We start from the raw sequence: 26699 nt of genomic DNA, 5'->3' as shown, positions 1-26699 counted from the left end.
CTCTCCGCTCTGGGATCTTTGAGTGTAACTCAAAATCTCTCCGCTCTGGGATCTTTGAGTGTAACTCAAAATCTCTCCGCTCTGGGATCTTTGAGTGTAACTCAAAGTCTCTCCGCTTTGGGATCTTAGCTCAAAGTCACTGCGCGTTAGTGGTATCATTCTCTCGTACTACAACACGAACTCCTTCTACTTCCACAACAACTACATTCCTTCCTGTGGCAATAAAGCTGCCATTCGTCACCACATCCACGCGCTCCCCCTGAATGATTGCAGTCCCTGCCGGGCGCAGCGGAGTAATGGCTTCTCCCGTCATTCCAATCAAATAGGATCGATCAGGGCTGGATGTAAATCCTTTGTTCGTCGTTAGTTGCTCCTTTAGAATAAAACGGTTCCAAATACCACGGTGCCTAAAGGTTTTGATCGCGAAGGAGATCGCAACGATTGCTAACAACAAGGCGATACCCAGCATTATCGCTGCTTGTGTGGGATCTGAAGATGCCATCAGAACCCCGCCAAAGAGGCATATGGCGCCCAACACACTTAGAATCCCAAAACTTGGAACGACCAATTCTAGGATAAGAAGAATTAACCCGATTCCGAAGACAGCCAAGTCACCGAAACCAGCAAAACCAGCTAAATAAAACCCAAGAAAATAGAGTGCAAAACCAGATACCCCCGCCAAGGCGAGTAATCCACCACTGAAAAAAAGCAGCTCCAACGCAATTCCAATGATCCCAACCACTAATAATACCGTCGCTGTTACGGGATGAGTCAGAAAGGCAGATAAGTTTTCTACAAACATCATCTTTCACTCCTTTCCCTGAATCTTCCTTATCACTAATATGTACGTTCCAACACACAAACTGTTTCGTTTTTGCCCAAGAGAATGAGAAAACCTCTATCGAGGCCATTCAGGGATGCGCGACCGCGTTTAGCGAGGTGAGACTTTGGTCTACGACCAAAGATCCCTATATTAGGTTTTATCGCCAATAAGAAAGCGGTTTTCGGGATCCGAAAACTTAAACTTTCTTATGTGAAAACAAAAGACCGAGAGGACTTGGCCCACTCGGTCTTGTCAAACATATTTAGTATTAACCTAATAATTGTTGAACTAACTGATTGATAAGTTTACCATCAGCGCGTCCTTTGACCTGAGGCATCAATGCTGTCATCACTTTGCCCATATCCGCTTTGGAAGAAGCACCAATTTGCTGGATGGTCTGCTGTACAATGGCTTTCACTTCTTCCTCAGAAAGCTGTTGCGGCATGTACTCAGCTAGAATAACAAGTTCTGCCTTCAGGCTCTCGGCCAAATCATCTCTGCCGGCCTTCGTAAATTCATGGAGGGAATCCTTACGCTGTTTGATTTCACGAGTTAGAACGTCAAGCACTTCATTGTCATCTAAGGCTCTTTTCAGATCAATCTCTGAATTCTTGATGGTAGATCTTACCATTCGAATTACGGAGAGTTTGAACTTGTCCTGACTCTTCATCGCTTGCTTCATATCTTCGTTCAATCGATCGCTTAAGCTCATGTTGCCTCCTAGAACTTTCTCTTACGAGCAGCCTCAGATTTAAGCTTACGCTTAACGCTAGGCTTGTCATAATGTTTACGTTTTTTAACTTCTGCAAGAATGCCATCCTTAGCGATGGAACGCTTAAAGCGACGAAGTGCAGCATCTATAGTTTCGTTCTTACGAACTCGAGTTTCTGACAACAGTTTTCCCTCCCTCCGAACAGACCATCTAAGACAAAACGGTTCATCAAATCTCATTATAGGTCATAGTAATTAGGGTGTCAATCGCAAACCTTACGTTTCGTAAAAGGAAGCTTAATTGTGTACTCCTAAAGGCGATAATCGAGCCCCAGCCATAAGATGATAATGAAGATGGTGAACAATTTGCCCCGCGTTAGCTCCAATATTCGTTATAACCCGATAACCTGATTCTTCTACTTCTAGTTCTCTAGCAATTTGTGCAGCCACACGCTGAATTTTCCCGATCATGTTCCAATCCTCTTCTCCCGCATCCGCTAGTGAAGCAATATGCTTCTTAGGAATGATAAGGACATGAATGGGAGAAGCTGGCTGAATATCATGGAAAGCAACAATCTGTTCGTCCTCATACACTTTCTTAGAGGGGAGTTCCCCCGCAATTATTTTACAGAAAATACAATCACTCATTGTTCGGCTTGTCCCCCACTTTCGTGAAATTACTATTTTTAATTTTATCGGAAAAGACCTAAAAAATCCAATCCAATCTACAATTTTAATTGGAATAATTGCAAAAAAAAGAAACACCTCATGGACTATAAGATGTTTCTAGATTGAATGGGTTTCATTTTATTAATAATATGGAAGTAAGGATAAAGCTAGTAATCCAGCTAGAGGTAGGATTTGTCTTACAAAGCGCCGTCTTGGATAGCCATATCCCGGATATGGGTACGGATAGCCGTAGTATGGGTACGGATGAGCGTAAGGTAAGAAAGCTCTCATTTGATCATGATCCATACCACCAATCGGAACGGCTAGGTATACATTGTCATCATCCACATCTTCCACAATACCGTCATAAACCGCACCACTAGTCATAGTTACACTCACATAACGATACATATGCTTCTTACAAATGGCATGAACTTCTTGATGATTCATAGGCTTATGCCTCCTTTTTACCAACAGCATATTCAGCTATAGGCAAAAGGCTACTCCGTGAACATATTTGGGCTTATCTCACCACGAAAAAATTTAACGGTTATGCTGGTTCTTATGAGCCTGATGAATCTTTTTCCACTTTGCTTTCTCGGCTGCTTGAAGCCCTTTATCTTCTTTGCGCGCCAAATAAGCGAGCTCCTTTTGTAATTTTAAGTAGTTATTAAATCGTTCAACCGCCAAAGTCCCTTCATCTAACGCTTGTCTAACAGCGCATTTCGGTTCATTTTGATGCTTACAATCCTGAAAAAAGCACATTCCTGCAAACTCTTCGATATCTTGAAATGACGTGCTTAACCCCTCCGAAACATCCCACAGTTGGAGTTCACGCATACCTGGCGTATCAATCAATATGCCTCCTCCAGGCAGCGAGATGAGCTCGCGGTGAGTCGTGGTATGCTTCCCTTTGTCATCCCCAGAACGAATATCCCCTGTGTCCAAAATATCCTGCCCATAGATGCGGTTCACCAAAGTAGATTTGCCAACACCGGACGAGCCAAGAAGCGCGACTGTTTGGCCTGGAGAAATATAAGCAGCAAGCTCATCTAGTCCGCGATTTTCTGCTGAGCTAATTATATGGATGGGCACACCCACCGCAACAGCCGCGACCTCTGCAGCCAGTGCTTCCGGATCTTCGCATAAATCTGCTTTACTTAAAACAATAACCGGATTTGCTCCGCTCTCCCAAGCTAATACCATATAACGTTCAATACGGCGTACATTAAAATCTAGATTAAGTGCTGTGAACAGAAACACTGTATCTACATTCGTGGCAACAATTTGTTCTTCGGTGACTTGACCAGCTACTTTACGGGAAAACTTACTTTTGCGTGGTAATACAGCATGGATTGTTGCTCGCTGTTCTTCTCCTCTTATGGAAAGGACGACCCAGTCGCCTACAGCAGGATAGTCTTCACGACCCAGAGCAAGATGCCGCATTTTACCAGACACCTCGGCTAGGGCTTCCCCAACTTCCGTTTGAACGCGATACATATGTTTATGTTCCAAGGACACCCGTCCAACCTGATATCCCTCATTTAGGTAAGGTTCGAATGCTTTTTCAAAAAAGGAATTCCATCCTAAATCTTCATTTTTCAAGTGTTTATTTCATCCTCTCATGTGGTTCTATTCTGAAGTATAGACCGCTGGTATCGACATCACACGGGAAACAATAATTAAGATTGTTTTTTCCTTCTTCAAATTTCATACGCATGGTCAATTAAAATGTAGACTGAAAGTCTATTTTTGCATATAATAAGAGTAAATCGATGGTTGGAATGGAGTGAGCGGATGAGCCAATTCATGAGAGCCTCCACCCGCAAAAAGCGTGATGTGATGATGGAAGTCGCCTTAACCATGTTTATGGAAAAAGGCTATGAGAATGTATCCGTAGACGATATCATCGCGGCGACAGGATCATCAAAGGGAACGTTTTATCATTATTTTAAAAGCAAAGATGCCATCATTTCAGCGCTTTACAGTAAACAAATTCAATTGATTCAAGAATGGGTGAAGCAGCCTCCCTCCAAGGTCCAATCCCTTGAAGGACATATTAATCGCTTATTCTTAGACTTAGCGTCCAACATTCATTCCTCACCACGGCTAGTCCGAAGCTTACAAGCTTTATCCTTACAAAATGAAACCGTAAAAACGGAAGAACAGCAGCAATTAAACGTATTATCTGAAAGTTTATTACATTGGCTGCCTGAACCCAGAAAAATTGAACTGCTCGTTTGCATCTATACGGGAACGGTCCGTACTTGGTGCAATCAAGATGACGCCGACTTACTCTCCATGATGAAAAACAACTTAGCCTGGCTTTGGGTAGGTTTGCGCTCCAGCGAACCCTACGCATCTCTGCAGGTAGAACCAGTCCCCAAGGAGGAAAACAAAATGAAAGTAGCTATTATTGGCGGAGGCTTGGCAGGATTAACAGCAGCCGCTTATTTATCTGAGAATCCGCATGCCGAAGGTATCCTTTTCGAGCGCAGCCCGCAGCTTGGAGGACGGGCTTTTACTTACGAAAAAGCAGGATTTACACTCAACTATGGCGCACATGCCATCTATGGGATTGATCGACATACGTTAACAAACATGGAACGTGAATTGGGACTATCTTTCTCTTCTAAGCAAGTAGATAAACGCAAAGTTTTTTATGCGAAACATAATCAACTTACGCCAGCACCACTCGACGCGATAAACCTCTTAAGAACTGATCTACTCAGCACGATGCAAAAAGTAAGATTCGTTGGTGAAATCACAGCCATTATCGCGAATATTCACAACTTAAAAAACTACGCAACTCTTGCTGATTATTTGGCAGAGTCCAATGCGGACGAGGATGTTAAAGAGTTATGGGAGCATCTGGTTTGCTCCAACTTTTTCATTACGCCTGAGGATGCTCGCAACGTATCAGGAGCAGTAATCAGCGAATACTATCACAACTTGTTCCTTTCCTCGAAGCCCGTTAATTATGTATTGGGAAGCTGGGCCGTTATCACGAATCAGCTTAAACAAAAGTTGACTACGTCCGGCAAATGGGAAATTGCCCTTCAAGAAGGCGTAGAGAACCTCCGGTATGCGGATCGCAAATTTGTATTGCAAACCAAAAACCGTGAAGTCGCTTTTGACAAAGTAATTTTCGCTATGCCAGTTCAACAAGTCGTCAAGCTCCTGAAGGGTACAGCATGGGAGCCATTCCTAGCTCCATATGAGTCTAATACCGCAACCGAAGTTATGGTGTACGACGTTGGGTTAAGCCGTGTTGTTGCGAGACCATTCAGTTACATCAGCGACATGGATAACAAGCTATTCATCAGCGATGTTTCAGCGACAGATCATACACTTGTACCAGAAGGCGGGCAGCTGCTGCAGGGTATCGCATACTTAAGCGACCGCTTTGAAAACGAGGAGCAGCGTAAAGCGTATCTAGAAGAAAAGAACCTCCAAATGGAAGCCCTATTTGATAAACATTATCCAGGCTGGCGCGATGTCACAGCCGTAAAACGGGTTTCAAAGAAAGCGATGGTATCCAGCGTGAAAAACATCGCTTCCAATAATCTACTGCCGATACGCGTTGAAAACGTGCCTTTCTACTTCTGCGGAGACGGCTGTACGGGTAAGGGCGAGCTTGCAGAACGCGCATTCTCTAGTGCCCGCACCGCGGCGCTATCCATTGTGCAAGAAGTTCAGCAAGCACTTCAAAATGTTTAATCCGCCCAACATGGATGGATTATCCTAACAAACAAACAACCAGCCCTCCCATTCGCGGGAGAGCTGGTTGTTTGTTTATTGCTTGGTCACACGCACATCATCAAAGTGAAGCGTAGTCCCCCCAGGTGAATCCACGTAAAATCCAACATCAATCTGACCATTGGTCACCATAATATCACTTACACTGATGTATTTCCAAACACCGCTGTTACTGATGTTGGCATAAATGGCAGATCCGCCATAATTTTGAATTTCGGCTCTGGCTATCGTCGGCGTCGTGTTCTTCATGCGGACCCAAGCTTCGAATTTGTACTTAACATTATTAACAGGAACACTGACTGTTTGATGAATACTTTGTTGATAAGCGCCTGCTGCAAAGAAGTATGCCCGCTTATCACCCGTCCATGGGGATTCCGGCGGATTGGTTGTTGAGCCGCTATCAACGCCATAAGCAACGGCTTGCGTGCTTGGATGCCACTCAACCCAGTTATGGCTCTGACTCGTGTCACGCTCGAAACCAGGATTGTCTAGCAGATTCTGCTCAGAAACCGGCGTTCCCGCTGCCGAAGTTGAAAGAAGCAGGCGATCTAAGTTGATGTTCCCACTATCAGCAGCGTCGTATTTAAACGCAATCGTGTTTACCCCTGCGTTTAAAGTCACCGTTTGCACGTTATCCTGCCAGACGTTCCAATTGGTACCAGGACTCGTGAAACTGGTTTGTCCAAGCTTGGATCCATTGATGTAAGTACTCAACGTTTTCGTTGCTGCACTGCCATTAGCATATCGCAGCGCTATCTGATAGCTCCCAGCGCTAGGGATATTCACGTTGTATTTCACCTGTGCGCCTGCCGCACTCAAACCGTCAACAAAAGCTGTACCACTATAGTACCAATGGTTCGTGTTCAATGCGCTGCCACCAGAAAGCTCAGCACTCTCTGCTTCATACTTACCGACGATTGGTGCAAAGGGTACTGTGATGTTGTCGATGTTAACATTGCCCGTATCGCCCGCATCGGAGTAATACTTATAGGTCACTACATTCACACCGGCCGTCAGAGGCAGTGTCTCGGATTGCGTAGACCAAGTGTCCCAATTCGCGAGATTAGCGAGTGAGGTAGACTTCACTCTTTTTCCATTAACAAAAATACTGATAGACTTTGCTGAGCCTGAAGCATTCGCATAACGTAAGGAGACATTATAGTCACCGCCTGTTTTCACCTTTGGATAGAAAGTGACACCTGCGCCTGCGTTACCTAAACCATCTACAAATCCAGTTCCCGTATATCCCGTATGATTGGTGTTAATGGAAGCCTTTGTCGCAACCGTATTGCCAGAAAGCGATGCATCCTCAGCTTCGAATTGCGCAGAAGCTGCACTCACTGCAGCAACACCTGTAACAGCAATAGATTTAGAAGAAGCAGTACCTGCCGTGACTTTTACATAGGTGACATCCCCATAGATGTCCTTCCCAGTTGCCCAACCTTCCCCAGCGGCAGCTTTTAATGCCTGTAAGCTTGCATAAGACGTCATAGCCACGCTGTTATTCGTTACGGTAGTCCCAGCTGAACCGTGCAGCTTAACGATATAGGATTGGAGAGCTGGCGTGTAACTGCCACTCTTTGCCCCTAATGTAAAACTTAGCGAGCCCGCACCAATATCCTGCGCAGTCATATTTTGCTTAAAATAAGTACCGCCTTCGTAGTTATAACTGGAGCCATCATCATCGTAATACGTAAAACTCGACTGCGTCGTATCCGGAAACACATCCACATCAACAGAAGTGACAGAAGTCTGCCCAACGTAATCCTGCACTTTCTGTGTTGGAATAATGGCACCTTTTTTGATAAAAAGAGGAATGTCTGTCAACGTGTCCGGATTAACCGAGTAACGGATGGTTTGACCGCCAGTTATTGCATTACCTCGCGCATAGTCAATCCATGAACCAGACGGCAAATAAATATCTTTACTCGTCTGCTGTTTATCTACCACAGGTGCAGCTAGCAGCCAGTCACCGAACATCCAAGCATCCGTATAATTTTTAACGGCAGCGTCCGATGGATATACCTGCATTAAAGGTCGAACGAGCCCATTCCCATTCTCGTAAGCACTTCTCTCATAGGCATACATATAAGGGATCAAGGAGTACCGCAACTGAATAGCTTCTTTGGAAGCCTCTTCCGCCGTCGATCCGAAGTACCAGGGCTGGCGCTGCTGATGGTTGTTCCCATGTACACGGAAAACAGGTGTTAAAGCGCTGAACTGCATCCACCGTGCGTATAAATCGGGATTCGGATTGTTCGTCGTGCCATCCTGTTGATTGAATCCGCCGGTATCCATGCCCCATTTCACTTGGCCATTGTTCATTGAGGATAACATAACTGCCCTTTGCTCCTGCATCCCAGCAGCCCAGTTGATCCGTTCGCCTTTATTGTATTGAATGCCAATATCACCAGACCAAAGCGTAGTCGCATACCGTTGGGCACCTGGGTAGAAAGTTCTAGATGTTTGCCAAACACGCTGGGCTCCACTCGTGTAAGCCCGTTGACCCTCGTACATGGTCTGAGACATATGGCCTGTTGTGAAGTTGCCAAACCAATACGAAGCTCCACCGGAAGATACTTTATCCGTTTCGTCATTCCACCAACCAACGATCCCTTTATTGAGCGCATCTATGGAATGATTCCAGAACCAGGCACGTTCGCTGGCATTATAAGGGTCGATACTGCGTACAGTTACGGGGATGAAATAATCCTGATACTCGTTATGACCCGGATAATAATAACCACCGTTTGTCGCGTCCGCCCCCTGGCTCGTCACATTCGAAGAAGCATCCTTCGTAACGATTCGAGGCTTCGTAATTCCGATCATTTTGATGCCTTTAGCATCCATTGTTGTCTTTAGTGAAGTAGAAGAAGCAGAAGGGAAATTTGTCGTGTTCCACGCGAATTCGCCGTAGTTGGTTTCCCCGTATTTTTTCCAGTCATAGTCGAAGGCGTAAGCATCTATAGGGATATTCTTAGCACGATACGTATCCACATTATTCGTAAATTCCGTTTGATTCGTATCCCACTCAAAGTTCATGAACCCAAGCGACCACTTAGGAAGCATTGGCGGTTTGCCCGTGATTTCCCCAACGCTGGTCATGATTTCCTTCGGGGTGCCGAGCATAATATAATACTCCACGTTTTGCTTAGCATAACGACGTCCCTCAGGAGGGGTGCCACCATAATAAAACTCCATCTGACCGGTTGTGCCATTTGTATATGGGTATCCGCCATCGCTATCGACTAATAATCCATAACCCGCTGTACTCCAAATAAGCGGACCACCGGAATCTCCCTGTTCACCTGCATGGGCGGCATGACTGGACGAATTCCGCAGCAGGTCGCCTCCGCTATCAAAGGCGTTAAAACTCCGGATGCCATACATATTGTCACCGGAGCCATGAACGAAGCGCACACCATCTGAGAATACCCCTCCGCCGGATGGTTCCCAGAATAGTGTAGTGCCGTCAGCCTTTTTGACCGTCATTCGAACTGGGTTCTTGGTAATCTCAATCTTCATATTGGAGGTCGTGATGGTCATTGGATTGGCAGCTGTGTTAATCATAGCCCCTACAGCTGACCAAGTTTTGTCTGGATCCAGCATCGGCGTTTTCGCGCTTGCCGCTATGCCATTCGGTCGATAATCTACCTTCAAAATACCGTTTTGCACCGCCTGTACAACCAAGAGGTCATCATTCGGCTCCGCACCATTATCCACAGTTAGCGTCAAGGTATCTCCGGTTACGCTCGAAGTGATGAGATTGCCAAGGCTGCTGACATAAGCCTGAGCAGGAGAAACAGGAAGCAAGGTAAGGGTTGAACCAAACAACGTAAATGCTGTGAATAAAGCAAGGATACGTGGAACTTCTTTGTTTGGCGAACTCATTATGGATACTCCCTTTCGATTAGAAAATAAGGGAGGGACATCCCCTCCCTGCTTTTTATTGCTCTACGATCGCGATGTTATCAAGATTAATACCGAGTGAACTGGTACCATCATAGCTGACTTTCACCGTGTTGAGACCTGCACTGAGCGAGACGTTGACCGTAGCCGTACCCCACGTATCCCAGTTCGTTGTTTGCGGTAAGGCAAGGTCCGTCACTTTGGTGTTATTCACATAAATGGCTCTTGAGCCATTGCCTGCACCAGATGAATATCGAACCTTCATTGTATAGGTACCTGCGGCTTTAACAGAAACATCGAAGGTGACATTATCTTCCAGAGTCTCAAAGCCGTCTACAAACCCCGTACCTGTATAACCCGTATGATTCGTGTTCGTGGATACTCCACTTTGCGTACCAAATTCAGCTTCATATTCCACCTTGTTGACGCCATTTAGTACTACAGATTGAGTAGATGCACTTGAGCCAAGCTTGACGTAGGTGAATTTCTGTACCATGTCGTAGTACCAGCCTGTCGATGCTCCGGTTAAAGCAGTTAATGTGCTGTACTCTGTCATCGCAGAACCACCCACCGTTACAGAGGAAGGTTTTGTTGTAAACACTTGCAATGTCTTCGTCGAATTAATCGCTGGAACAGTGACTGTTTCTTTATTCAACCCATATTGCTCTGTAGACGTTATAGTTTTCACCGAACCGCCGATATCATCATTCCAGTCATATGTTGTTGTGCCAAGCGGATAAATGCGGAATGCGAGGTTGGTGTAGCTCGTCAAGCTGTTGCCAATAGTCCCACCCACCTGATATTGCGCGTTCAAATTCAACGGAAGAATGCTGCCGGACTTCACAAAAACTGGTAGATCATCTATGCCGGCATTGTAGCTGATTGTTCGACCGCCAGGACGCTGAGCACCGAACCAGAAATCGATCCAATCCCCCTGCGGGAGATAAATACTCTTGTTTGTTTCTCCCTGATTCATGACAGGAGCAACGAGCAAATTACCCCCGAACATATACTGCTGCGTCAAACCGTACGTGTTCGTGTCCGTCGGATATTCTAACGCCATAGCGCGCATCATCGGAACACCGGTATCACTTGCTTTCTTTGCTTCGCTATAAATATAAGGAAGCAAATTCATGCGTGTATTCGTATATTTAGCAAATTGGCTAATGATCGTATTGTCGCCAGTACGAGCTTGCGCGTTCCATGGCGAACGTTCCTCGTTAATACCGGAGCTGCCGTTAGACTCGGAGTGAAACTGCATGACCGGTGCAAAAGCGGCCATTTCGGCAGCTCGTTTGTACAACTCAGCCGTTGGATAAGTGCCAGTAAAGCCTGCCATATCCCAGCTCCAATAAGGAACGCCAGACATACTTGCCGTGAGCCCTGCACTCACAGCCTGCTGGAAAGCACCGAACGTTGACTCTTGATCGCCAGACCAGAATATTTGATTCGCCTGTGCGCCTTGCGTGCCAGATCGGCTGAAGGAGACCGCATCGGCTTTCTTCGAGCGTGCGTACTCGTTATATGCCTTCACATACTCATTTGGGTATTGATTGCGCATTTCATCACCTTTTTTACCGTTTGCGAAGGTATTCGAGCGACCCCACACCATTTCACCGCCATCTGTTTTGAAGCCGTCTATACCTACACCATCAAACAGATAAGCACGTTTAGACATCCACCAGTTTTTCGCGGCCGTATTTGTAAAATCAAGCAGCAAACTGTTCTCGAACCATTGACCTGTAGGTATCCGGTACTGGCCTCCACTGCCGTTGCCCACGGCATAATTCTGAGCAGTCATATAGGCTTCGTCATTATCTTTCTGGGTATAAGGCGTAGAAGTCCATTTCTGAATAGGGACCTGCCAGAGCACCAGCTTCATCCCATTGCTATGTAAATTGTCCGCCATAGCTTTCGGATTCGTCCATTTCCCTGTTGTCGGGAAAGTGAAATCGGTATAGGCATGCGCAGCGCTGCCCGTTTTAGGGGTATAGGTAGCATCATTGAAAATGTAGAACGTATTCTCATCACTCCACTGTTCGAGCACAACTGCCGTTGCCGGAATATTGTTGGTATTCGCGTTATTAATGGCTGTAGTTACCTTGGATTGACGATCCCACTCGTTAGCTGACATCCATAACCCGAAAGCCCATTTCGGAAGCGCTGTTGGCTTACCGGTAATGTTAGCGTAGTTACCCACAACATTTTTCAAATCATTTCCGTAAATGAAATAATAATCCAGTGTCGAGGCAGCACTACCCCCTGTATCAGCCGTAAAGCTGAACATATCGGTGCGTTCGGTTGCCAATCGGAATTTGGAATAATACGTTGAATTTACGAAAATACCATATCCGCTGCTGTTAAGCATAAAAGGAATTGCCATGTAGGTTCGATCATTTTGATTCTTATACTGATTAAACACGTAGGTGTCCACATCATTTCCGCGTTTACGGAAGTTGTTGTAATGTTCGCCAAAGCCAAAAAACTCCTCTGAAGCAGGCGAATAAAAATGATCTTCTACCTTGTTGATGATAGTACTGCCATTAGTTAACCAAGCTATGTTACGATTCGTAGTGCTGTCATATTGACGGGCAATCAACATCGTTCCATCAGGCTTATACACACTAAGTTTAAAAGGATTCTTATCCACCTTCACCTTCAGCTTGGAGGTTGTAAGCCAAGTGGTCGAGGCGGTATCCGATACCGTGTAATTACTAAGTCCACTACTTAACGATCCTGTTCCCGTTGGAGAAACCTGTACGCGGAGCACATCATCTGCTGCAAAGGACAGGTTGATCTTCGGCGTCAAAGAACCTGTATTCGGAACCGCATTCAGCACAACACGGTTCGTATTATTCGTGATGGAGCTGATGCTACTAACAGATTCCCATCCAGTTACCGTAAAAGTAAAAGGTCCGCTAGTCTTCTCATTCGCGCCATCCTTGTTCCCACGAACGGTATAACTGATCACATCCCCTTTAGCAAATGTGCCAAGGTTCGCTTCCCAGTAAGTGTTGTTGCCGCTGTTGTATTTGTAAGCTGCTCCGACAGCAGCTTGATTGACACCATTTTTCGTCCAGGTCACCCAAGCCGTTTGTCCAGATTCAATCGGCCACGTTGTTATTTTGATATACACAGTGTCGCCTGCAACAGGATCTCTTGGACTGCGCTCCGTCGCCTGAATCTCGTACAGATCATCGATACCGTTTGGCGCATGATGGACACCATCAATGGCATAAATCGGGGGGACGAAGAGACAGAAACAGACCAAAAAAGAGAGAGAAAATCGGAATGGCACTGATAATTTCCGTACATACATAAACACTTCCCCTTTCGTACCGAAATTTGTTTTCTAACACGAATGACTAAGAGGCTCAAACCGTTAATCCTCACTATGTACTCGCTGCTCCAAGCATCCCCCCTTTCAATCGTTGGGAGGTCGCGAATCCTAACCAATCGCGACCGCCGTTTGATTACATCAGATATTCCCTTTCTACAATCGTCTGCGCGAGCTGCAGCCATTTGTTTGAATCCGATTGCCAGTAATGATGATCGCCTTCGCAAACGTGCACATCGCAGATTTTCGCCGTATAACGGCTCCACTCCGACAAATGGTCAACAAGCGCATGTTCATCCTTCTTGCCTGTAAAAACACTGAATCTAGCACGAAGTGGTTCTCGATTGACCTGAGTACGATATTCCTCCACAGGCTGACAGCCAATCTCGGATGCCTCCCCCTGCATGCCATTCGGTACACCGCGAGGTCGAAGAAGGTGCGGGGCGCTGCAGCCAGATAGAAATAAGTGACGTGGCTCTGCAATGCCTTCTGCTTTCAACCGATGACTGGCCTCAAAGGCAAGCAAGCTGCCCCAGCAGTGGCCGATAAACACGTATTCTTCACCAGGCATCACCTGCTGCTTGACGTATTGGGAGGTCTCGTGCAGAGCCTGCTCCCACAGATCAGAGGAAACCTCGCGCATTGATAATTGGGCTTGACTCAGTTCAACAGGTTGGAACCTAACACGAGCGGGCAATCCTCTGCTCCAAGTAAGGTACGACTTTGAGTGATCTCCACAGTGAGGGAACCCGAACAAAATCACTGCGCTATCACCAGACTTCCTGCCAATTCCGGGACAGTAATGAGCAGATTCTTTTGGCTAATCAAATAATGACCTGGAAGCAGTTGTTCCACATGATTGACTGGTGACAGTACCGATTCAGAATTTGAAATGACGGATACGCCATCTGGTTGATGTAAAATAAAGGTTATGGGTTGATTATGGCTAATACTGCCTGACCATTGCAAACGGATCTGACCACTGACTCTTTTTGCTGAAATGGTCACACGATTGCCTAAGTCATCCTCAAACTCTGTCTGCAGCTCATTTACAACATAAACTCGGAAACATAAATGCTCATAGCCGTTTACTCTATTGCCCACATGATCGCCAAGTGAATAATTCTCAGCCAGATTGAGCGCAATGACACTATCCTGTTTCTGATAAACAGGAACAGCCTCTAAAGGTGCAGCAACTTTCATCAGGCACGGACCTTGGACCTCTTCTTGATCGAACAATGATAACCATGACCCTTCCGGAAAATAAATCTCCTTAGCACCATGACCCTCCGCCGTAACAGGGGCGACCAGCAAGCTTTCTCCAAACATGTACTCACTAATCATTTCAGTGCAATGCGGATCAGCAGGGAATTGAAGGGACATTGCACGCATCATAGGCAGCCCTGTTCGACTGGTACGGATCGCTTGATCATAGATGTAAGGCAAGAGGTTCATTCGAATGTCTGCGTACCTTTTGTATAAATCGATGACTAGCGGCTGATTTGTACGTTCAGCAATGTTCCACGGCGTTCTGTCTTGATTGAACTCGCCTTTCGTTTCGGCATGATACTGCATGACCGGGCAAAATGCGGCCATTTGGGTGGATCTTATAAACAACTCCGCCGTCGGAATGTCGCCATGAAAGCCACCCAGATCCCAACCCCAGAACGGGATGCCCGACATACTGCTGGATAACCCGGCAATCATCGAGGAACGGAAAGCCTGGAAGGTCGAACGCTCGTCGCCCGCCCAATGCATCGGGTACCGCTGTGCTCCCGTATAGCCCGCCCGGCTAAAGGTAATACCTCCATCTTTGGCAAACTGCTGGATGAACTCGTAATAGCTGCCCACATACAAATTTGGATACAAATTGCGCATTTCGCGGCCTGTAGAGCCGTCATAGAACTGCAGATCGTGACCGAAGACGAACTCGCCGCCATCTGTTTTAAAACCATCCACACCGATTTCATCAGCGAGGTATTGGCGCTTATTAAACCACCATTTCGCCGCTTCTGGGTTCGTAAAGTCAAGAATATGACAATCCTTAAACCAGTTATAAGGCAATGTGTACGGCTCCCCTTCCGCCGTTTTCACACAGTAACCTTGCTCCAGCAGCGTAATTTCATCCTGATCGCGCTGACCGTGAGAAACGCCATACATATGTTTATGAATGGGTATTTGCCATAACAGCACCTTCAAACCCTGCTCATGCAGCTCTTCGACCATTCCCTTCGGATTCGGCCAACGACCCCACTCTGGGAACTGGAACTCATCATAGCGAAACGGTTGGTTACCATCTTTGACATTGTATTGCGCATCATTAAAAATATAGAACGTCGCCTCGTCACTCCATTGCTCAATAACTAGCACGGTAGAAGGGATCTGATACTTCGCCGTTAGCTCGGCCTGTTTCAAAACCTCTGCCTGGGAATCCCAGTTATTACTGGACATCCATGGTCCAAATGACCACTTCGGCGGCAATACAGGTTTGCCTGACAGATGGGTGAACTGTCCGACCATCGTGAGCGGCTCTTCTGCAAATATATACGCAACCAGCTGTTGATTTGCCTGCGACACATCCACTTCCACTTCAACAAGATCAGATAAACGTGTATGAAAGCGGAAGGTCGAATAAAGCGCTGTATCCACGAAAATCGCATATCCGCCGGAGGATATGGCAAAAGGAACCGGCATGTAAGTCTTCAGGCCTTGATCCCGGTACTGATTGTACACATATTGATCGACTTCATGACCCGAATATTCATAATGGGAGAAGCGTTCCCCCATGCCGAACCAGCGATGCTCCGGCCTAGTTTTCAAGTTCAAGCGAAGCTTATGCAGGCATCCCGAGCCATCGGTTAAAGCCTCGATAAGCGGCTTCCCTTCGGCGGCGAAGCCTTCCATCAGCACGCCCTCCGTGCTGCGCAGCGCGAGCGCAAACTTGCCCCCGCGCACCTCGGCTTCCAGCCGTGCGCGCCCAACAGCTAGCGCCGCCCGCTGCGCAGGCGCGCCCTGCGTACGTTCGCCCTGTGCGGCGAACGTCAGCATGATCGCGCCGCTCGCATCGGCGCGGAAAGACAGCTGAGCGGTGCGGGTACCCTCCGCACCGTAAGCCAATTCGACGACGAAGCCATCCGTCGTCTCGTACAGCGCATGGACGCGCTCCAGCGCCGTCCATGCCCGCACTTTAAAGCGGTAAGTCGCTGAACTCAGCGACTTGCTTCCGCTCTGAAGCACAAATACATAGCAGACCTCGTCACCTGCGAGGTAAGGGCCCAGCTGCGCTTCCCAGACCTTTTCCCCGCCGTCCGTCACTTTCATGACGGCGGTCACGGCTTCGGCCGCCGGAATGCCATTGACGGCGGCCTGCACGGTCACGACCTGACTCGCCTGAAAAGGCTGCGTCAAGAGGCGTACAAGCACCGAATCCCCCGTTTCGGGATGACGGGGAAACCGCTCGTAAGGCAGGATGACGTAAGGGTCATCGTAACCCGTCGGTTGATGCACCAGACAGACGCTGTCCAAACTGTCACTACGGACATCACCTGAAACAAGTGCAGTCTGAGCAAGCTCCAACAGTAAGCCCCCCCATGTACTGACGGGTGGTTCCCCTGCATGTTCACGCCAATAAGTAAGCAGTAAAGGCTCTTTGGCTGTAGAAATGTCTACCTCATACAGCTTCGAATCTTCTTTCTGAAGCGACTCTACATGAGAGAGCAGTTCTTTCACCCGAACCGTGTCCCCTTTTTTAGCGTAGTACCACGCCAACAGGCAGGTAAGGTCGGATCGCTCACAACCTCCATACAAAGTATCGCCAGCTTTGAATCTTACACCTTTACTAACAAGTGTTTCTTCCAGTTTATACAACGCTTCGATCAGAATACGGTCTTCAATACCCAGCATACCGAATGGAATCGCCGCTGTGATGATATCCCCATGAATCGCTGTATCACCCAATTCGCTAACAACTCGGCCTTCTTTAATGAAGCTGGCAAAGACAAGTTCACGGATCGCCTTCAGCAAACGCACACCCCGCTCGCCAACTCCGTTCTGAATATTGGCTTGAACTGCAGCGAAGTACATTGCCAAATGGCTCAAATAAATGCCTTCGTTCCCGCGCTGCAGCCAATGAGGCTGCGGTTTCTGCCAATTGGTATCTAGAAGCAAGGTGGCTTCCTCGACAATCCCTTCTATCTCCAACCTAAAATCCTGATCTTCCGTTACCTTCAGATATTCACCGAAAGCCCATATCCGAAGCGCCACATCCGTCAGCGCCAACTGTCCCTTAAATTGATCGCTGCTCATCAAACGCAGCACAGATAATACACGCTCCGCCTCACCTCGCTGGATAAGCGCGTAACTCAAAAAAGCAATATCTCTAAAAGTAGCAAGCTGCCCAGAGATCGTAATCTGACCTGTATGTTCATCTAGCGAGTAATTAACATTCTGATTTGAATCTAGTGTTTGCACCATAAATCCTCCTACTCCATCCTATGTGTATGAATGAGAAAGGGGCCGTTGCCGCAACAATGCCCCTTCCCTGCCGACTCTATGTCCGCACTACGCTATTTAGTTACTAATTTTTCAATCTTAGCTTGCGCTTCATTGAGTGCTTTTTCCGCTGTATAATCGGATTTCAATTTCGCTTTATCCAGCTCATCGCCGATCGCTTTAGTCAAATCGTTCCATTTGTCCGGAATTGGACCTACTGGCGTCAGTACAAGCGAATTCAATGCATCAAGTACGATTTTCTTTGAAGCTGGCGGCGTTTGTTTGAAATAAGCCTCCATGACTTTTTCATCAGAAACAGCTGGTACACTCCAGCCTTTCTCAATCCGTTTGCTGACAACAGAAGGATCGGAAGACATGAATTTGATAAACTTCCAGGCTGCTTCGGCATTTTTCGTTTTTTCAGAAACAACAAGACCATCCGCAAAGAAATGATGTGCTTTCTTCGTATTACCAGGCTCTAGTGCAATATCCCATTTGAACGGAGCATCCGCAAAGCGGCCAAAGTTCCAAATCCCGCCACGCAGCATAGCAAGCTTACCCGCTTTAAATGCGTTTAAGTCAGCATCCGGTTGGTTAAAGGTATCGTCATTGAGCGCTGGAGACACTTTATACTTTTTCGCTTTATCCAGCATCCAGTTCAAGGCTTCAATATTTTCTTTACTGTTTACAGTAGGCTTGCCATCTGCACTCCAGATACCTCCGCCATTCTGAGCAATTGTTTTGTAAAACTCATAAAATTGAATTGGCGAGTAGGTTCCCCATACGCCGCTTTTGGCGTCGGTGAGCTTTTGAGCCGCTTCCAGCTCTTGCTTCCACGTCCAATCCGCCTTCGGATACTCAACTTGCTTTTTGTCGAACAAGTCCTTATTATAGAAAAGAACTACGTCTGAAAATGACTCTACGACTCCATATTGCTTACCGCTATACTTGAAAGAGTCATAGGCAAGGCCTTTGTAGATTTCCGGCTTGAACGTCGTGTCCTTCGCAATGATCGGCGTCAAGTCTTTTAGTGTATTTTTGGCTGCATAAGAGACAAAGTTTTCGTAACCAACCTCAAATACATCAGGCGCATCCCCCGATGCGAGCTGTGTATTGAGCTTCGTGTAGTAGTTGTTGTAATCGACGATATCCACTTTGACCTTCACGTCAGGATTGGCCGACTCGAACGCCTTCACCATATCGCCGAGCGTCTGCTCTTGAGAACCGCTGGCGGTATACTGCATGAACTTGAGTGTAACCGGTTCTTTCTTTGTCTCCGGTGTTGCCGCTGCCGTTGCGGCTGCAGTCGGCTCTTGTTTTGGCGTCGACGCAGCTTCTTTTTTCGTATCCGCTCCACACCCCGTTGCTGCAAGAGAAACAACCACACCTAACGCTACGACCCAACCTGTTTTTTTAGTAACCATCTTTAAACCCTCTCTTCTTATGAATTTTCTTCTGTTAACTCATCAATGTCATTTTCATCACTTACTTCTCAAACGACTTCCATCACCCCTCTCATTATCCTTTAACGCCACTCATGGTCATTCCCTTAATAAAGTATTTCGATGCGAACAAAAACACAATGAAAATCGGTATAAAGCTGATCACATTCCCCGCCATCAAAATGTTCCACTCCGTCGCCCATCTGCCCTGCAGCTTGCTTAGTCCTATCGGAAGTGTCATCAACTCCTTATCGCTCGTAATAATAAGCGGCCATAAAAAATTGTTCCACGAAGCCATGAAAGCAAAAATAGCTAGCGTTGCAAGAGCAGGTTTACTAAGCGGAAGAATGATACTCACAAACACCCTCAAATAAGAAGCTCCGTCCATTCTGGCCGCCTCAATCAACGGATCAGGAATTGTCATGATGTGTTGTCGAAGCAGGAAAGTCCCGTAAGCACTGAAGATTCCTGGCAAAATGAGACCGAGATATGTATTCGTCAGGTGCAGTTTTTGAAATACGATAAAGAGTGGAGTCATCGTCACCTGCATGGGAATCATCATCGTGATCAAATAGAGAACGAATAGTGTTTCCCTACCGCGGAACGGAATTTTAGCAAAAACAAATGCAGCCATCGCACACACAACAATCTGTGCTGCTGTCGTTACTAAGGAAACGCCTACACTGTTGCCCAAAAAGCGATAGATCGGAAAGTATTTCGTAATCTCGACGTAGTTACTGAATTTAAATGTATCGGGTATTAGGTTCGGCGGCATTCTGACGACTTCCAAGTTATCCTTGAATGAACCCGACAGCATCCAGACGAAAGGAAACATGAGAACGACAGCCGCCACAATCAAAATGAGATGTGAAAGCAGGTTCCGATACGGCATATAATTATCTGTCATAGGTAACCCACCTTTTCTGAAGCTGCTGCTGAACGATGGTGACGGCGAAAATAATTACGAATAAGATCCATGACTGCGCAGAGGCAAAGCCCATTTTATAGCTTTGAAAAGCATTCCCATAAATTTGCTGCACAAGCGTGCTCGTTTGCCCAGCCGGACCGCCACCTGTCATAACTAGCACCTGATCAAAGAGCTGGAAGCCATTGATGAGGGATATGACAAGTACGAAAAAAATACTCGGCGTGAGAAGAGGTAGCGTTACACGAAAAAACTGTTGCAATCCACCTGCTCCATCAATCGTCGCAGCTTCGTAATAATCCTCCGAAATATCCTGCAGTCCCGCAAGAAGTATGACGGTCACATAACCGATATCCTTCCATACGCTCACCGCGATAATTGAGGGCATTGCCCATACGAAGTCCTGCAGCCATACAGGCCCTTGAATTCCGATTAGCGACAGCAGGTAGTTAATGAGTCCGCTCTGTCCATTCAGCAGCCAGCGCCATACGATGGAAACAGCTACCCACGAGGTGATGACGGGCACAAAGATGAAAATTCGATAAAGCTTAATACCTCTTAGCTTCCTATTCAATAAAACAGCGAACAATAGACCAAAAGCAAGAACAGATGGCAAGTAACCAAGGATGTACTGAAGAATGTTCATCAGCGATGTAAGCGTTTTCTCATCCTGCAAAGCTTCGGTGTAATTATCCACCCCAACGAACTTCGCCGGGGTTAACAAATCCCAATTCGTAAAGGAGATGACAGCGGATGAAAGCATCGGGATGAGTTGGAACAGAAACAAACCCGCTAAACTTGGCAATAAAAATCCGATAATGACAACTGCTTTAGAAAATCTCTTTTGTCCGACCATGACGTTCTCCTTTTCCGGTTCCTACGTGTTAATTATTCCTTGGCTCTAACAGTTGCTCTCTCTACGATCGTTAGCGGCAGCATGATTTCATTCGCTTCTTGCTCTACGCCGCCTTGAATCATGTTGATGAGGTGCTCGGCCGCAATAGCGCCTTTTTCAGTTATATTTTGCCGGATTGTTGTTAGTGGCGGGATAAACATTTTCGACATCGTGATATCATCAAAGCCAATGACTGAGATATCTTCCGGGACTTTTTTGCCCATGTCCACCAAGCTCCGAATCGCTCCGAATGCGACCATATCGCCCGTAGCAAATACAGCGGTGATTTCGGGAAACTTGTTTGCGATCAGCTGTCCTGCAGCCACACCATGTTCATAACTCATGGATTCTTCAAACACATAGTCCGGATTATAAAAGAAATTCGCTTCACGTATCGCACGTTTGTAGCCAAGGAAACGTTTCTCAACAACACCATCTTTACGAATCGCTCCGGTCACGAGTCCAATGTTGGAGTGGCCCTTATCAATCAGATATTTCGTCGCCAAATATCCGCCGTATTCGTCATCAATGCCGATTCGCTTGAAATAACTGTCGTTAATGTAACTGTCGATCAGGACAATCGGAATATTAATCTTCTTAAAGCCGTCATAAAACTGTTCGGGATAAATACCCATCATAATAGCACCATCCAGATTACGCTGAATGGATAAATCCAGATAACTTTCTCCTTGGTTAACGCCAGATAACAAGAGGTGGTACCCATACTCGCGAAGCTTGCCTTCAATTCCACTTATCATTTCACTGTAGAAAGGGTTTTCAAGTATAAGCTGTTTGTGGGATTCCGTCTGTGGAATCACGATGCCAATCAACTTGGATTGGTTTTTGACTAAACTTCTCGCCGAGAAGTCCGGTATGTAGTTTAAGGTTTCAATAATTTTCTTAATGCGCTCGATCGTCTCACTGGAGACTTTATCCGTTCTGCCGTTTAATGCATAGGACACTGCGGCTGCTGAAACGCCTGCGACTTTGGCCACATCTTTTATTGTTGGTTTCTTCATTCCTCAACCCTCTTTAGTTACACGTTTAACTAGATTATAAGACACAGTTGTCGATATTACAATATGATAGCGCTATCTTTTTGCCATTAAATTGATTTATCAGTTATGCGTTTAACTAAATTATTTTTAATGTCTATTTTGAAGCTTGGCTCTGTCGAGGCACTAAAAAAGGCCCCAATCCTACATTAATTGTAGAATTGGAGCCCTCTGCTACATGATAGAAAATTTATAAATAGATGTCTCCCTGTAAATCTGACCCGGAAGCAATTCCGTGCTGGGGAAATTTGGATGATTCGGAGAGTCAGGATAATGCTGAGTCTCCAGACAGAGCCCACCGTACTTTTTATATACGCTCCCTCCTTTTCCGATATCACTTCCATTTAAGTTATTCCCTGAATAAAACTGAACGGCGGGCTGCGTTGTGTAAACCTCCATCATGCGGCCTGATTTCGGTTCATACACCCTCGCTGCCAACCCCATTGAAGTTCCGGTCTGATTCAAAACATAATTGAAATCATAACCATTTCTTGCATATTTCATCTGCGGGTCTTGGCTATGAATCCGGGCACCGATTGCCATTGGATTACGGAAGTCGAGCGGTGTACCTGCGACACTCCTCACTTCCCCTATCGGGATGAGACCTTCCTTGATCGGAGTAAACCGATCAGCGTTAATCATAACGATATGCCCTAGAATATCCCCATTTCCTGCACCCGCGAGGTTGTAGTAGTTATGCTGAGAAAGATTCAGCACAGTCTTTTTATCCGTCGTGGCCGTAAAATCCATCCTCAGTTCATTATCATTCGTTAGAGTATATACAAGTTTTACCGCAAGATTTCCCGGGAACCCTTCTTCTCCATCATTACTCACATAATATAATGCGAGTCCGACTGAGTCCTCGTGGTACACTTCTTCCGCTGCCCAGACCCTCTTGTCAAATCCCCTTTTCCCGCCGTGCAGCGTATTGTGATCTTCATTTATGGATAACTGGTAAGTCACACCGTCAAGAGTGAACCGGCCGTTTGCGATGCGATTCGCGTACCGGCCGAGCACAGTCCCGAAGTAGGGCTTATTGCCGGTACGTATAAAATCTTCCAGCGCCCCATAGCCAAGAAGGACATCTTCCAGATTTCCGTTTCGATCCGGTACCTTGAGGGTCAGCATAATAGCTCCGTAATTCATAATTGCGGCTTGCATGCCGTTCTTATTCGTTAACGTGTAAAGGGATATCGACTCGCCTTCTGCCGTTTTACCGAAAAATTGACTGGAGATGCTGCCAGAAGCCGCTTTCGCTTGATCGGGCAAGGGAAACTCCCCTATGTTTATTTCCTCAATCGGCTGCATATGTCCATATACAGGTTCAGCTCCATGGGGCGACGCAGCCCACCGTGCTGCGTTTGCTATAACTCTCAACACGTCTTTGTTATGGTAAGTAGGATACTCTTCGTGTCCCGGCCTGAAATAAAAAATTTTCCCGAGTCCGCGTTGATACACACATCCGCTTCGGAAAACTTCTCCGCCCTGAAACCAGCTGATGAAGATAAGCTCTTCCGGCGCTGGGATATCAAAAAATTCTCCGTACATTTCTTCCGTTTGCAGTTCGAAATATTCGCCGATTCCTTCCGTTATCGGATGAGAAGGGGCAACAACCCACAGTCTTTCCCGCTCAGCATCTGTTCTCCACTTCAAATTGCAAGTAGTCCCCATCAATTTCTGAAATATTTTCGATCGATGAGCGGAATGAAGGACGATGAGCCCCATACCTTGCAGCACTCTTGCCTGAATTCTCTCGACAATCTCATCGGCAACTTGCTCATGTGCCACGTGCCCCCACCAAATCAAAACGTCCGTATGCTTAAGCACTTCATTTGATAGTCCATGCTCCGGCTGATCTAAGGTTGCTGTTCGTATTTGGAACCCGTACGGACCAATGCCTGCAGCAATCGTTTGATGAATGCCATTTGGATAAATGCGTTTTACTTGCGGGTCCGCTCGCTCATGAATAAATTCATTCCAAATGGTTACCTGTATCGGTTTCATTTCAAACATCGGTCCGCTTCCAATCCTTACTTTCATCGATAAAATCCCTCCATCTTTATAGGTGCATAGATATGAGAATTTCCATGTATAGGGAGAACGTCATTAACATAGGTATGGGAAGCATATATTTGAAATTAAAAGGATGTGGTTACTCTTGAGGATATATATAGCCGATCATGAAGAAACACTTCTTTCAATTGCACATAAATATCAGGTTGAATGGGTACAAATAATATCCCTGAATCCGCACATTGACAGGTCTGATGTAATCATCACAGGCCAGCGCGTCAACCTTCCATCCCAAACCAGGCAAGTAACTGAAAATAGGGTCGTTGCCCCTTTTTGCCCACCTGTAACTCAGGAGCAATTTCTTTCTACCTGGATTCCACTCACTTCCGCGGAGCAGATGGCTTCAACCGAGTACGACGTTCTCATTGTCGGTTCAGGCGCAGGGGGAGGAGCTGCCCTTTGGAGATTGTGCGAACAATGGGGGGAAAATGGGAAAAAGATCGGGATCGTGGAAAGAGGAGACCTCTTCTTGCCCACCCATGTCGCCAATATAGCGACCATTGACGGAGACAGCTTCAGGCTGTATGCTCCGCCTCAAATAACCGATTTGATCGGGAACAGACTCCCGCAATATTCCGGCATGAAACTAATTTACGCTTTGGGTGGAAGAACTATATTGTGGGGAGCCGTCTCTCCTCGTATGCCCGCTCACGTCATAGCAGAATGGCCAGTTTCCATGCATGAGATGGAATATTATTACAATATTGCTGAAGAAATCATGAATGTTACAAATACCTATACGAAAGATTCGTCGATTACACAGATTCTTCTGAAACGGCTCCGTGAAAACGGATATTACAATGCGGACGATATTCCGGTTGCCACCGACCTTGATGAAACGCGTTACGGAAAGCTTCATTCCAATGTATTTTTCAGCTCCATTGTTTTATTTGCCAGAGCCTTGAATCGTCGTCCCTTTGACCTGGCCGTTAATACCTATGCTGCAGAAGTGATTACCGATGGTTGCAAAGCGGTCGGCGTTCGGGTGATGACCGCAGATAAGAAATCACATTTCATTAAGGCGAAAACGGTTGTATTATCGGCAAGCTCGTTACAAACTCCGCGTATTTTGCTGAATTCAAGGATTCCAGGAAAAGCAATCGGCCGGTATCTTATAAACCATTCCTACTTGATTGCCACTGCAAGTATAACCACCAAGAATTTCCCTGAACCATTAGGGGCATTGGGGATAATCGTTCCAGAACTTGAAGACCAACCTTATCAGCTGCAGCTGCAAGGACCGGAACAATATTTTAACTACCAGTACGATAAAAAGCCGATTAAGGACGAGTGGAAAATCAGCTTTTACGGCGCTTCCGGCAGGGTAGAATCACGCTATGAAAACAGGGTCTTTATTGACCCGAATAGGTTGGATGAATTCGGGATGCCGGAATTACAAGTCAGTTTCTCGCACAGCGAAAAGGATGAAGCCATTCTTCGTATGATGTATGACGCTATTCTGCGTGCTTCCTCCGCTATGAGCTTAAGTCTGGCCACACTGGGCGGGGTACCTGCCATTTGCTTGATGCCGCCCGGGGCGGATAACCATGAAGCCGGAACATGCCGCATGGGTGATAATCCGAACACCTCAGCTACGAATCGGTACGGACAAATTCACGGTGTACCAGGTCTATATATAGCCGATAACAGTGTTCTCCCCTCTATTGGCGCCGCCAATCCAACCTTGTCAACCGTTGCTCTGGCGATTCGAACGGCGGATCATATCATCAAACAGCTGTAATAATCAAGATTAAAGAGCTAAATACTCCCCACCATTGATATGAAGGGTTATCCCCACGGCATAGCTGGATTCGTCGGATGACAGGAATAAATAGGCCGGCGCAAGTTCAAATGGCTGACACACCCGTCCGATCGGATTATCGCTGCCAAAAGTCATATACATCTCCGGAGGAAGCGATGCAGGAATGAGTGGGGTCCATGTCCTACCTGGTGCTACAGCATTAACGCGGATTCCTCGTTTGAGAAGAGATAACGCTAACGAACGGGTAAAGGCGCTAACCGCTCCTTTGGTCGCCGAGTAATCGATTAATTGTTCAAAGCCAACATATGCCGTAACTGAGCTTGTGTTTATTATCGTGCTTCCAGGCCTTAAATAGGGAACGGCTGCTTTTGCAAAATAAAGGAATGAAAAAAAATTAGTTCGAAATGTACGTTCCAGCTGTTCAGCGGAAATATGTTCAATACTGCTTTGAACGTGCTGTTCAGAGCAGTATTGATCAGAATATCAATGCGTCCAAACTCGGATAAAGTCTGCCCCACGGCCTCGCGGCAAAAGTCCTCATAACCAATATCCCCTGCAATCGTCAAACATCTTCGACCTATCTGCTCGACTTTGGCTTTCGTTTCCGCAGCATCGCCATGTTCATTGAGATAGACGACAACGATATCAGCGCCCTCCTTCGCAAACAAATAGGAAATTGCACGCCCGATGGATGCCGCTATCCCCGCCTGTAATAATGGCCACTTTACCCAGTAATTTTCCGGTTCCGACATGATTGGGATTTTCAGAAACGGGCCTTGGAATCATGATGGATTCAATACCGGGCTGCTGAGGCTGATATTGTAGCGGAGCTTAATGGGTATATCTTC

General features: G+C 46.5%; 16 protein-coding genes and 3 pseudogenes. 2 read left to right on the top strand and 17 right to left on the bottom strand.

What is annotated here, in order from left to right; translation table 11 throughout:
• Nucleotides 1-136 precede the first annotated feature (136 nt).
• The 6 genes from QFZ81_RS11560 to rsgA form a co-directional block, all read right to left on the bottom strand.
• On the bottom strand, nucleotides 137-805 hold the full coding sequence (locus QFZ81_RS11560) for an NfeD family protein (RefSeq protein ID WP_307444323.1): 669 nt from the start codon (nucleotides 803-805) through the stop codon (nucleotides 137-139).
• Between the two features lie 286 nt (nucleotides 806-1091).
• Nucleotides 1092-1535, bottom strand: a complete 444-nt coding sequence (locus tag QFZ81_RS11555; RefSeq protein WP_307444324.1) for a GatB/YqeY domain-containing protein — start codon at nucleotides 1533-1535, stop codon at nucleotides 1092-1094.
• Between the two features lie 8 nt (nucleotides 1536-1543).
• Nucleotides 1544-1717, bottom strand: coding sequence for a 30S ribosomal protein S21 (rpsU, locus tag QFZ81_RS11550; RefSeq protein ID WP_029195880.1), 174 nt, complete (start codon nucleotides 1715-1717; stop codon nucleotides 1544-1546).
• A gap of 114 nt (nucleotides 1718-1831) precedes the next feature.
• Nucleotides 1832-2182 carry a histidine triad nucleotide-binding protein gene (locus tag QFZ81_RS11545; RefSeq protein WP_307444325.1) on the bottom strand — a complete coding sequence of 117 codons (351 nt, stop codon included), beginning with the start codon at nucleotides 2180-2182 and terminating at the stop codon, nucleotides 1832-1834.
• A gap of 162 nt (nucleotides 2183-2344) precedes the next feature.
• The gene (locus tag QFZ81_RS11540) at nucleotides 2345-2653 is read right to left on the bottom strand and encodes a hypothetical protein (RefSeq protein WP_307444326.1); all 309 of its coding nucleotides are present in this window, start codon (nucleotides 2651-2653) and stop codon (nucleotides 2345-2347) included.
• A gap of 93 nt (nucleotides 2654-2746) precedes the next feature.
• A complete protein-coding gene (gene rsgA / locus QFZ81_RS11535; protein ID WP_307444327.1) occupies nucleotides 2747-3808 on the bottom strand; it encodes a ribosome small subunit-dependent GTPase A in 1062 nt (353 codons plus the stop codon).
• 192 nt (nucleotides 3809-4000) lie between these two features.
• Between rsgA and QFZ81_RS11530 the strand changes: the two genes are divergently transcribed.
• Nucleotides 4001-5923 (top strand): FAD-dependent oxidoreductase, encoded by a 1923-nt coding sequence (locus QFZ81_RS11530; protein ID WP_307444329.1) that lies wholly within the window; start codon nucleotides 4001-4003, stop codon nucleotides 5921-5923.
• A 75-nt stretch (nucleotides 5924-5998) separates the two neighbouring features.
• On the opposite strand, the gene QFZ81_RS11525 is transcribed toward QFZ81_RS11530, so the two are convergent.
• The 10 genes and pseudogenes from QFZ81_RS11525 to QFZ81_RS11480 form a co-directional block, all read right to left on the bottom strand.
• Complete coding sequence (locus tag QFZ81_RS11525) at nucleotides 5999-9853, bottom strand: TIM-barrel domain-containing protein (RefSeq protein WP_307444331.1); 3855 nt, start codon at nucleotides 9851-9853, stop codon at nucleotides 5999-6001.
• 55 nt (nucleotides 9854-9908) lie between these two features.
• Nucleotides 9909-13190 (bottom strand): TIM-barrel domain-containing protein, encoded by a 3282-nt coding sequence (locus QFZ81_RS11520; protein WP_307602824.1) that lies wholly within the window; start codon nucleotides 13188-13190, stop codon nucleotides 9909-9911.
• Nucleotides 13191-13344: 154 nt separating this feature from the next.
• Nucleotides 13345-13971: a thioesterase II family protein gene (locus QFZ81_RS11515; RefSeq protein WP_307444335.1), complete on the bottom strand. Its 627-nt coding sequence runs from the start codon at nucleotides 13969-13971 to the stop codon at nucleotides 13345-13347.
• Complete coding sequence (locus tag QFZ81_RS11510) at nucleotides 13968-17681, bottom strand: glycoside hydrolase family 31 protein (protein ID WP_307444339.1); 3714 nt, start codon at nucleotides 17679-17681, stop codon at nucleotides 13968-13970. The genes QFZ81_RS11515 and QFZ81_RS11510 overlap by 4 nt, the downstream gene beginning before the upstream one ends.
• Before the next feature lie 92 nt (nucleotides 17682-17773).
• Nucleotides 17774-19123, bottom strand: a complete 1350-nt coding sequence (locus QFZ81_RS11505) for an ABC transporter substrate-binding protein (RefSeq protein WP_307444341.1) — start codon at nucleotides 19121-19123, stop codon at nucleotides 17774-17776.
• A gap of 94 nt (nucleotides 19124-19217) precedes the next feature.
• Complete coding sequence (locus QFZ81_RS11500) at nucleotides 19218-20048, bottom strand: carbohydrate ABC transporter permease (RefSeq protein WP_307444343.1); 831 nt, start codon at nucleotides 20046-20048, stop codon at nucleotides 19218-19220.
• Nucleotides 20038-20922 (bottom strand): carbohydrate ABC transporter permease, encoded by an 885-nt coding sequence (locus QFZ81_RS11495; RefSeq protein WP_307444346.1) that lies wholly within the window; start codon nucleotides 20920-20922, stop codon nucleotides 20038-20040. Before QFZ81_RS11495 ends, QFZ81_RS11500 begins: the two co-directional genes overlap by 11 nt.
• Nucleotides 20923-20954: 32 nt before the next feature.
• Nucleotides 20955-21980 carry a LacI family DNA-binding transcriptional regulator gene (locus tag QFZ81_RS11490; RefSeq protein WP_307444349.1) on the bottom strand — a complete coding sequence of 342 codons (1026 nt, stop codon included), beginning with the start codon at nucleotides 21978-21980 and terminating at the stop codon, nucleotides 20955-20957.
• A gap of 210 nt (nucleotides 21981-22190) precedes the next feature.
• Nucleotides 22191-23219 (bottom strand): annotated as a pseudogene (locus QFZ81_RS11485) (aldose epimerase family protein); the annotation flags it as partial.
• Nucleotides 23220-23303: 84 nt separating this feature from the next.
• Nucleotides 23304-24056 (bottom strand): annotated as a pseudogene (locus QFZ81_RS11480) (ThuA domain-containing protein); the annotation flags it as partial.
• A gap of 118 nt (nucleotides 24057-24174) precedes the next feature.
• On the opposite strand from QFZ81_RS11480, the gene QFZ81_RS11475 reads away from it, so the two are divergent.
• A complete protein-coding gene (locus tag QFZ81_RS11475; protein ID WP_307602822.1) occupies nucleotides 24175-25830 on the top strand; it encodes a GMC oxidoreductase in 1656 nt (551 codons plus the stop codon).
• A gap of 9 nt (nucleotides 25831-25839) precedes the next feature.
• Here QFZ81_RS11475 and QFZ81_RS11470 read toward each other — a convergent pair.
• Nucleotides 25840-26693 (bottom strand): annotated as a pseudogene (locus tag QFZ81_RS11470) (SDR family oxidoreductase).
• Between the last annotated feature and the right edge of the window lie 6 nt (nucleotides 26694-26699).

It is taken from the genome of Paenibacillus sp. V4I9 (genome assembly GCF_030817295.1).
Classification (GTDB): domain Bacteria; phylum Bacillota; class Bacilli; order Paenibacillales; family NBRC-103111; genus Paenibacillus_E.
Note: the sequence above shows the minus strand (reverse complement) of the source record. Positions and strands in the feature narration are given on the sequence as shown.

Excerpts from the sequence above, each read along its gene's own strand:
- QFZ81_RS11560 (WP_307444323.1), bottom strand. The coding sequence starts at position 805 with ATGATGTTTGTAGAAAACTTATCTGCCTTTCTGACTCATCCCGTAACA.
- QFZ81_RS11555 (WP_307444324.1), bottom strand. The coding sequence starts at position 1,535 with ATGAGCTTAAGCGATCGATTGAACGAAGATATGAAGCAAGCGATGAAG.
- QFZ81_RS11545 (WP_307444325.1), bottom strand. The coding sequence starts at position 2,182 with ATGAGTGATTGTATTTTCTGTAAAATAATTGCGGGGGAACTCCCCTCT.
- QFZ81_RS11540 (WP_307444326.1), bottom strand. The coding sequence starts at position 2,653 with ATGAATCATCAAGAAGTTCATGCCATTTGTAAGAAGCATATGTATCGT.
- QFZ81_RS11530 (WP_307444329.1), top strand. The coding sequence starts at position 4,001 with ATGAGCCAATTCATGAGAGCCTCCACCCGCAAAAAGCGTGATGTGATG.
- QFZ81_RS11525 (WP_307444331.1), bottom strand. The coding sequence starts at position 9,853 with ATGAGTTCGCCAAACAAAGAAGTTCCACGTATCCTTGCTTTATTCACA.
- QFZ81_RS11520 (WP_307602824.1), bottom strand. The coding sequence starts at position 13,190 with ATGTATGTACGGAAATTATCAGTGCCATTCCGATTTTCTCTCTCTTTT.
- QFZ81_RS11510 (WP_307444339.1), bottom strand. The coding sequence starts at position 17,681 with ATGGTGCAAACACTAGATTCAAATCAGAATGTTAATTACTCGCTAGAT.
- QFZ81_RS11505 (WP_307444341.1), bottom strand. The coding sequence starts at position 19,123 with ATGGTTACTAAAAAAACAGGTTGGGTCGTAGCGTTAGGTGTGGTTGTT.
- QFZ81_RS11500 (WP_307444343.1), bottom strand. The coding sequence starts at position 20,048 with ATGACAGATAATTATATGCCGTATCGGAACCTGCTTTCACATCTCATT.
- QFZ81_RS11495 (WP_307444346.1), bottom strand. The coding sequence starts at position 20,922 with ATGGTCGGACAAAAGAGATTTTCTAAAGCAGTTGTCATTATCGGATTT.
- QFZ81_RS11490 (WP_307444349.1), bottom strand. The coding sequence starts at position 21,980 with ATGAAGAAACCAACAATAAAAGATGTGGCCAAAGTCGCAGGCGTTTCA.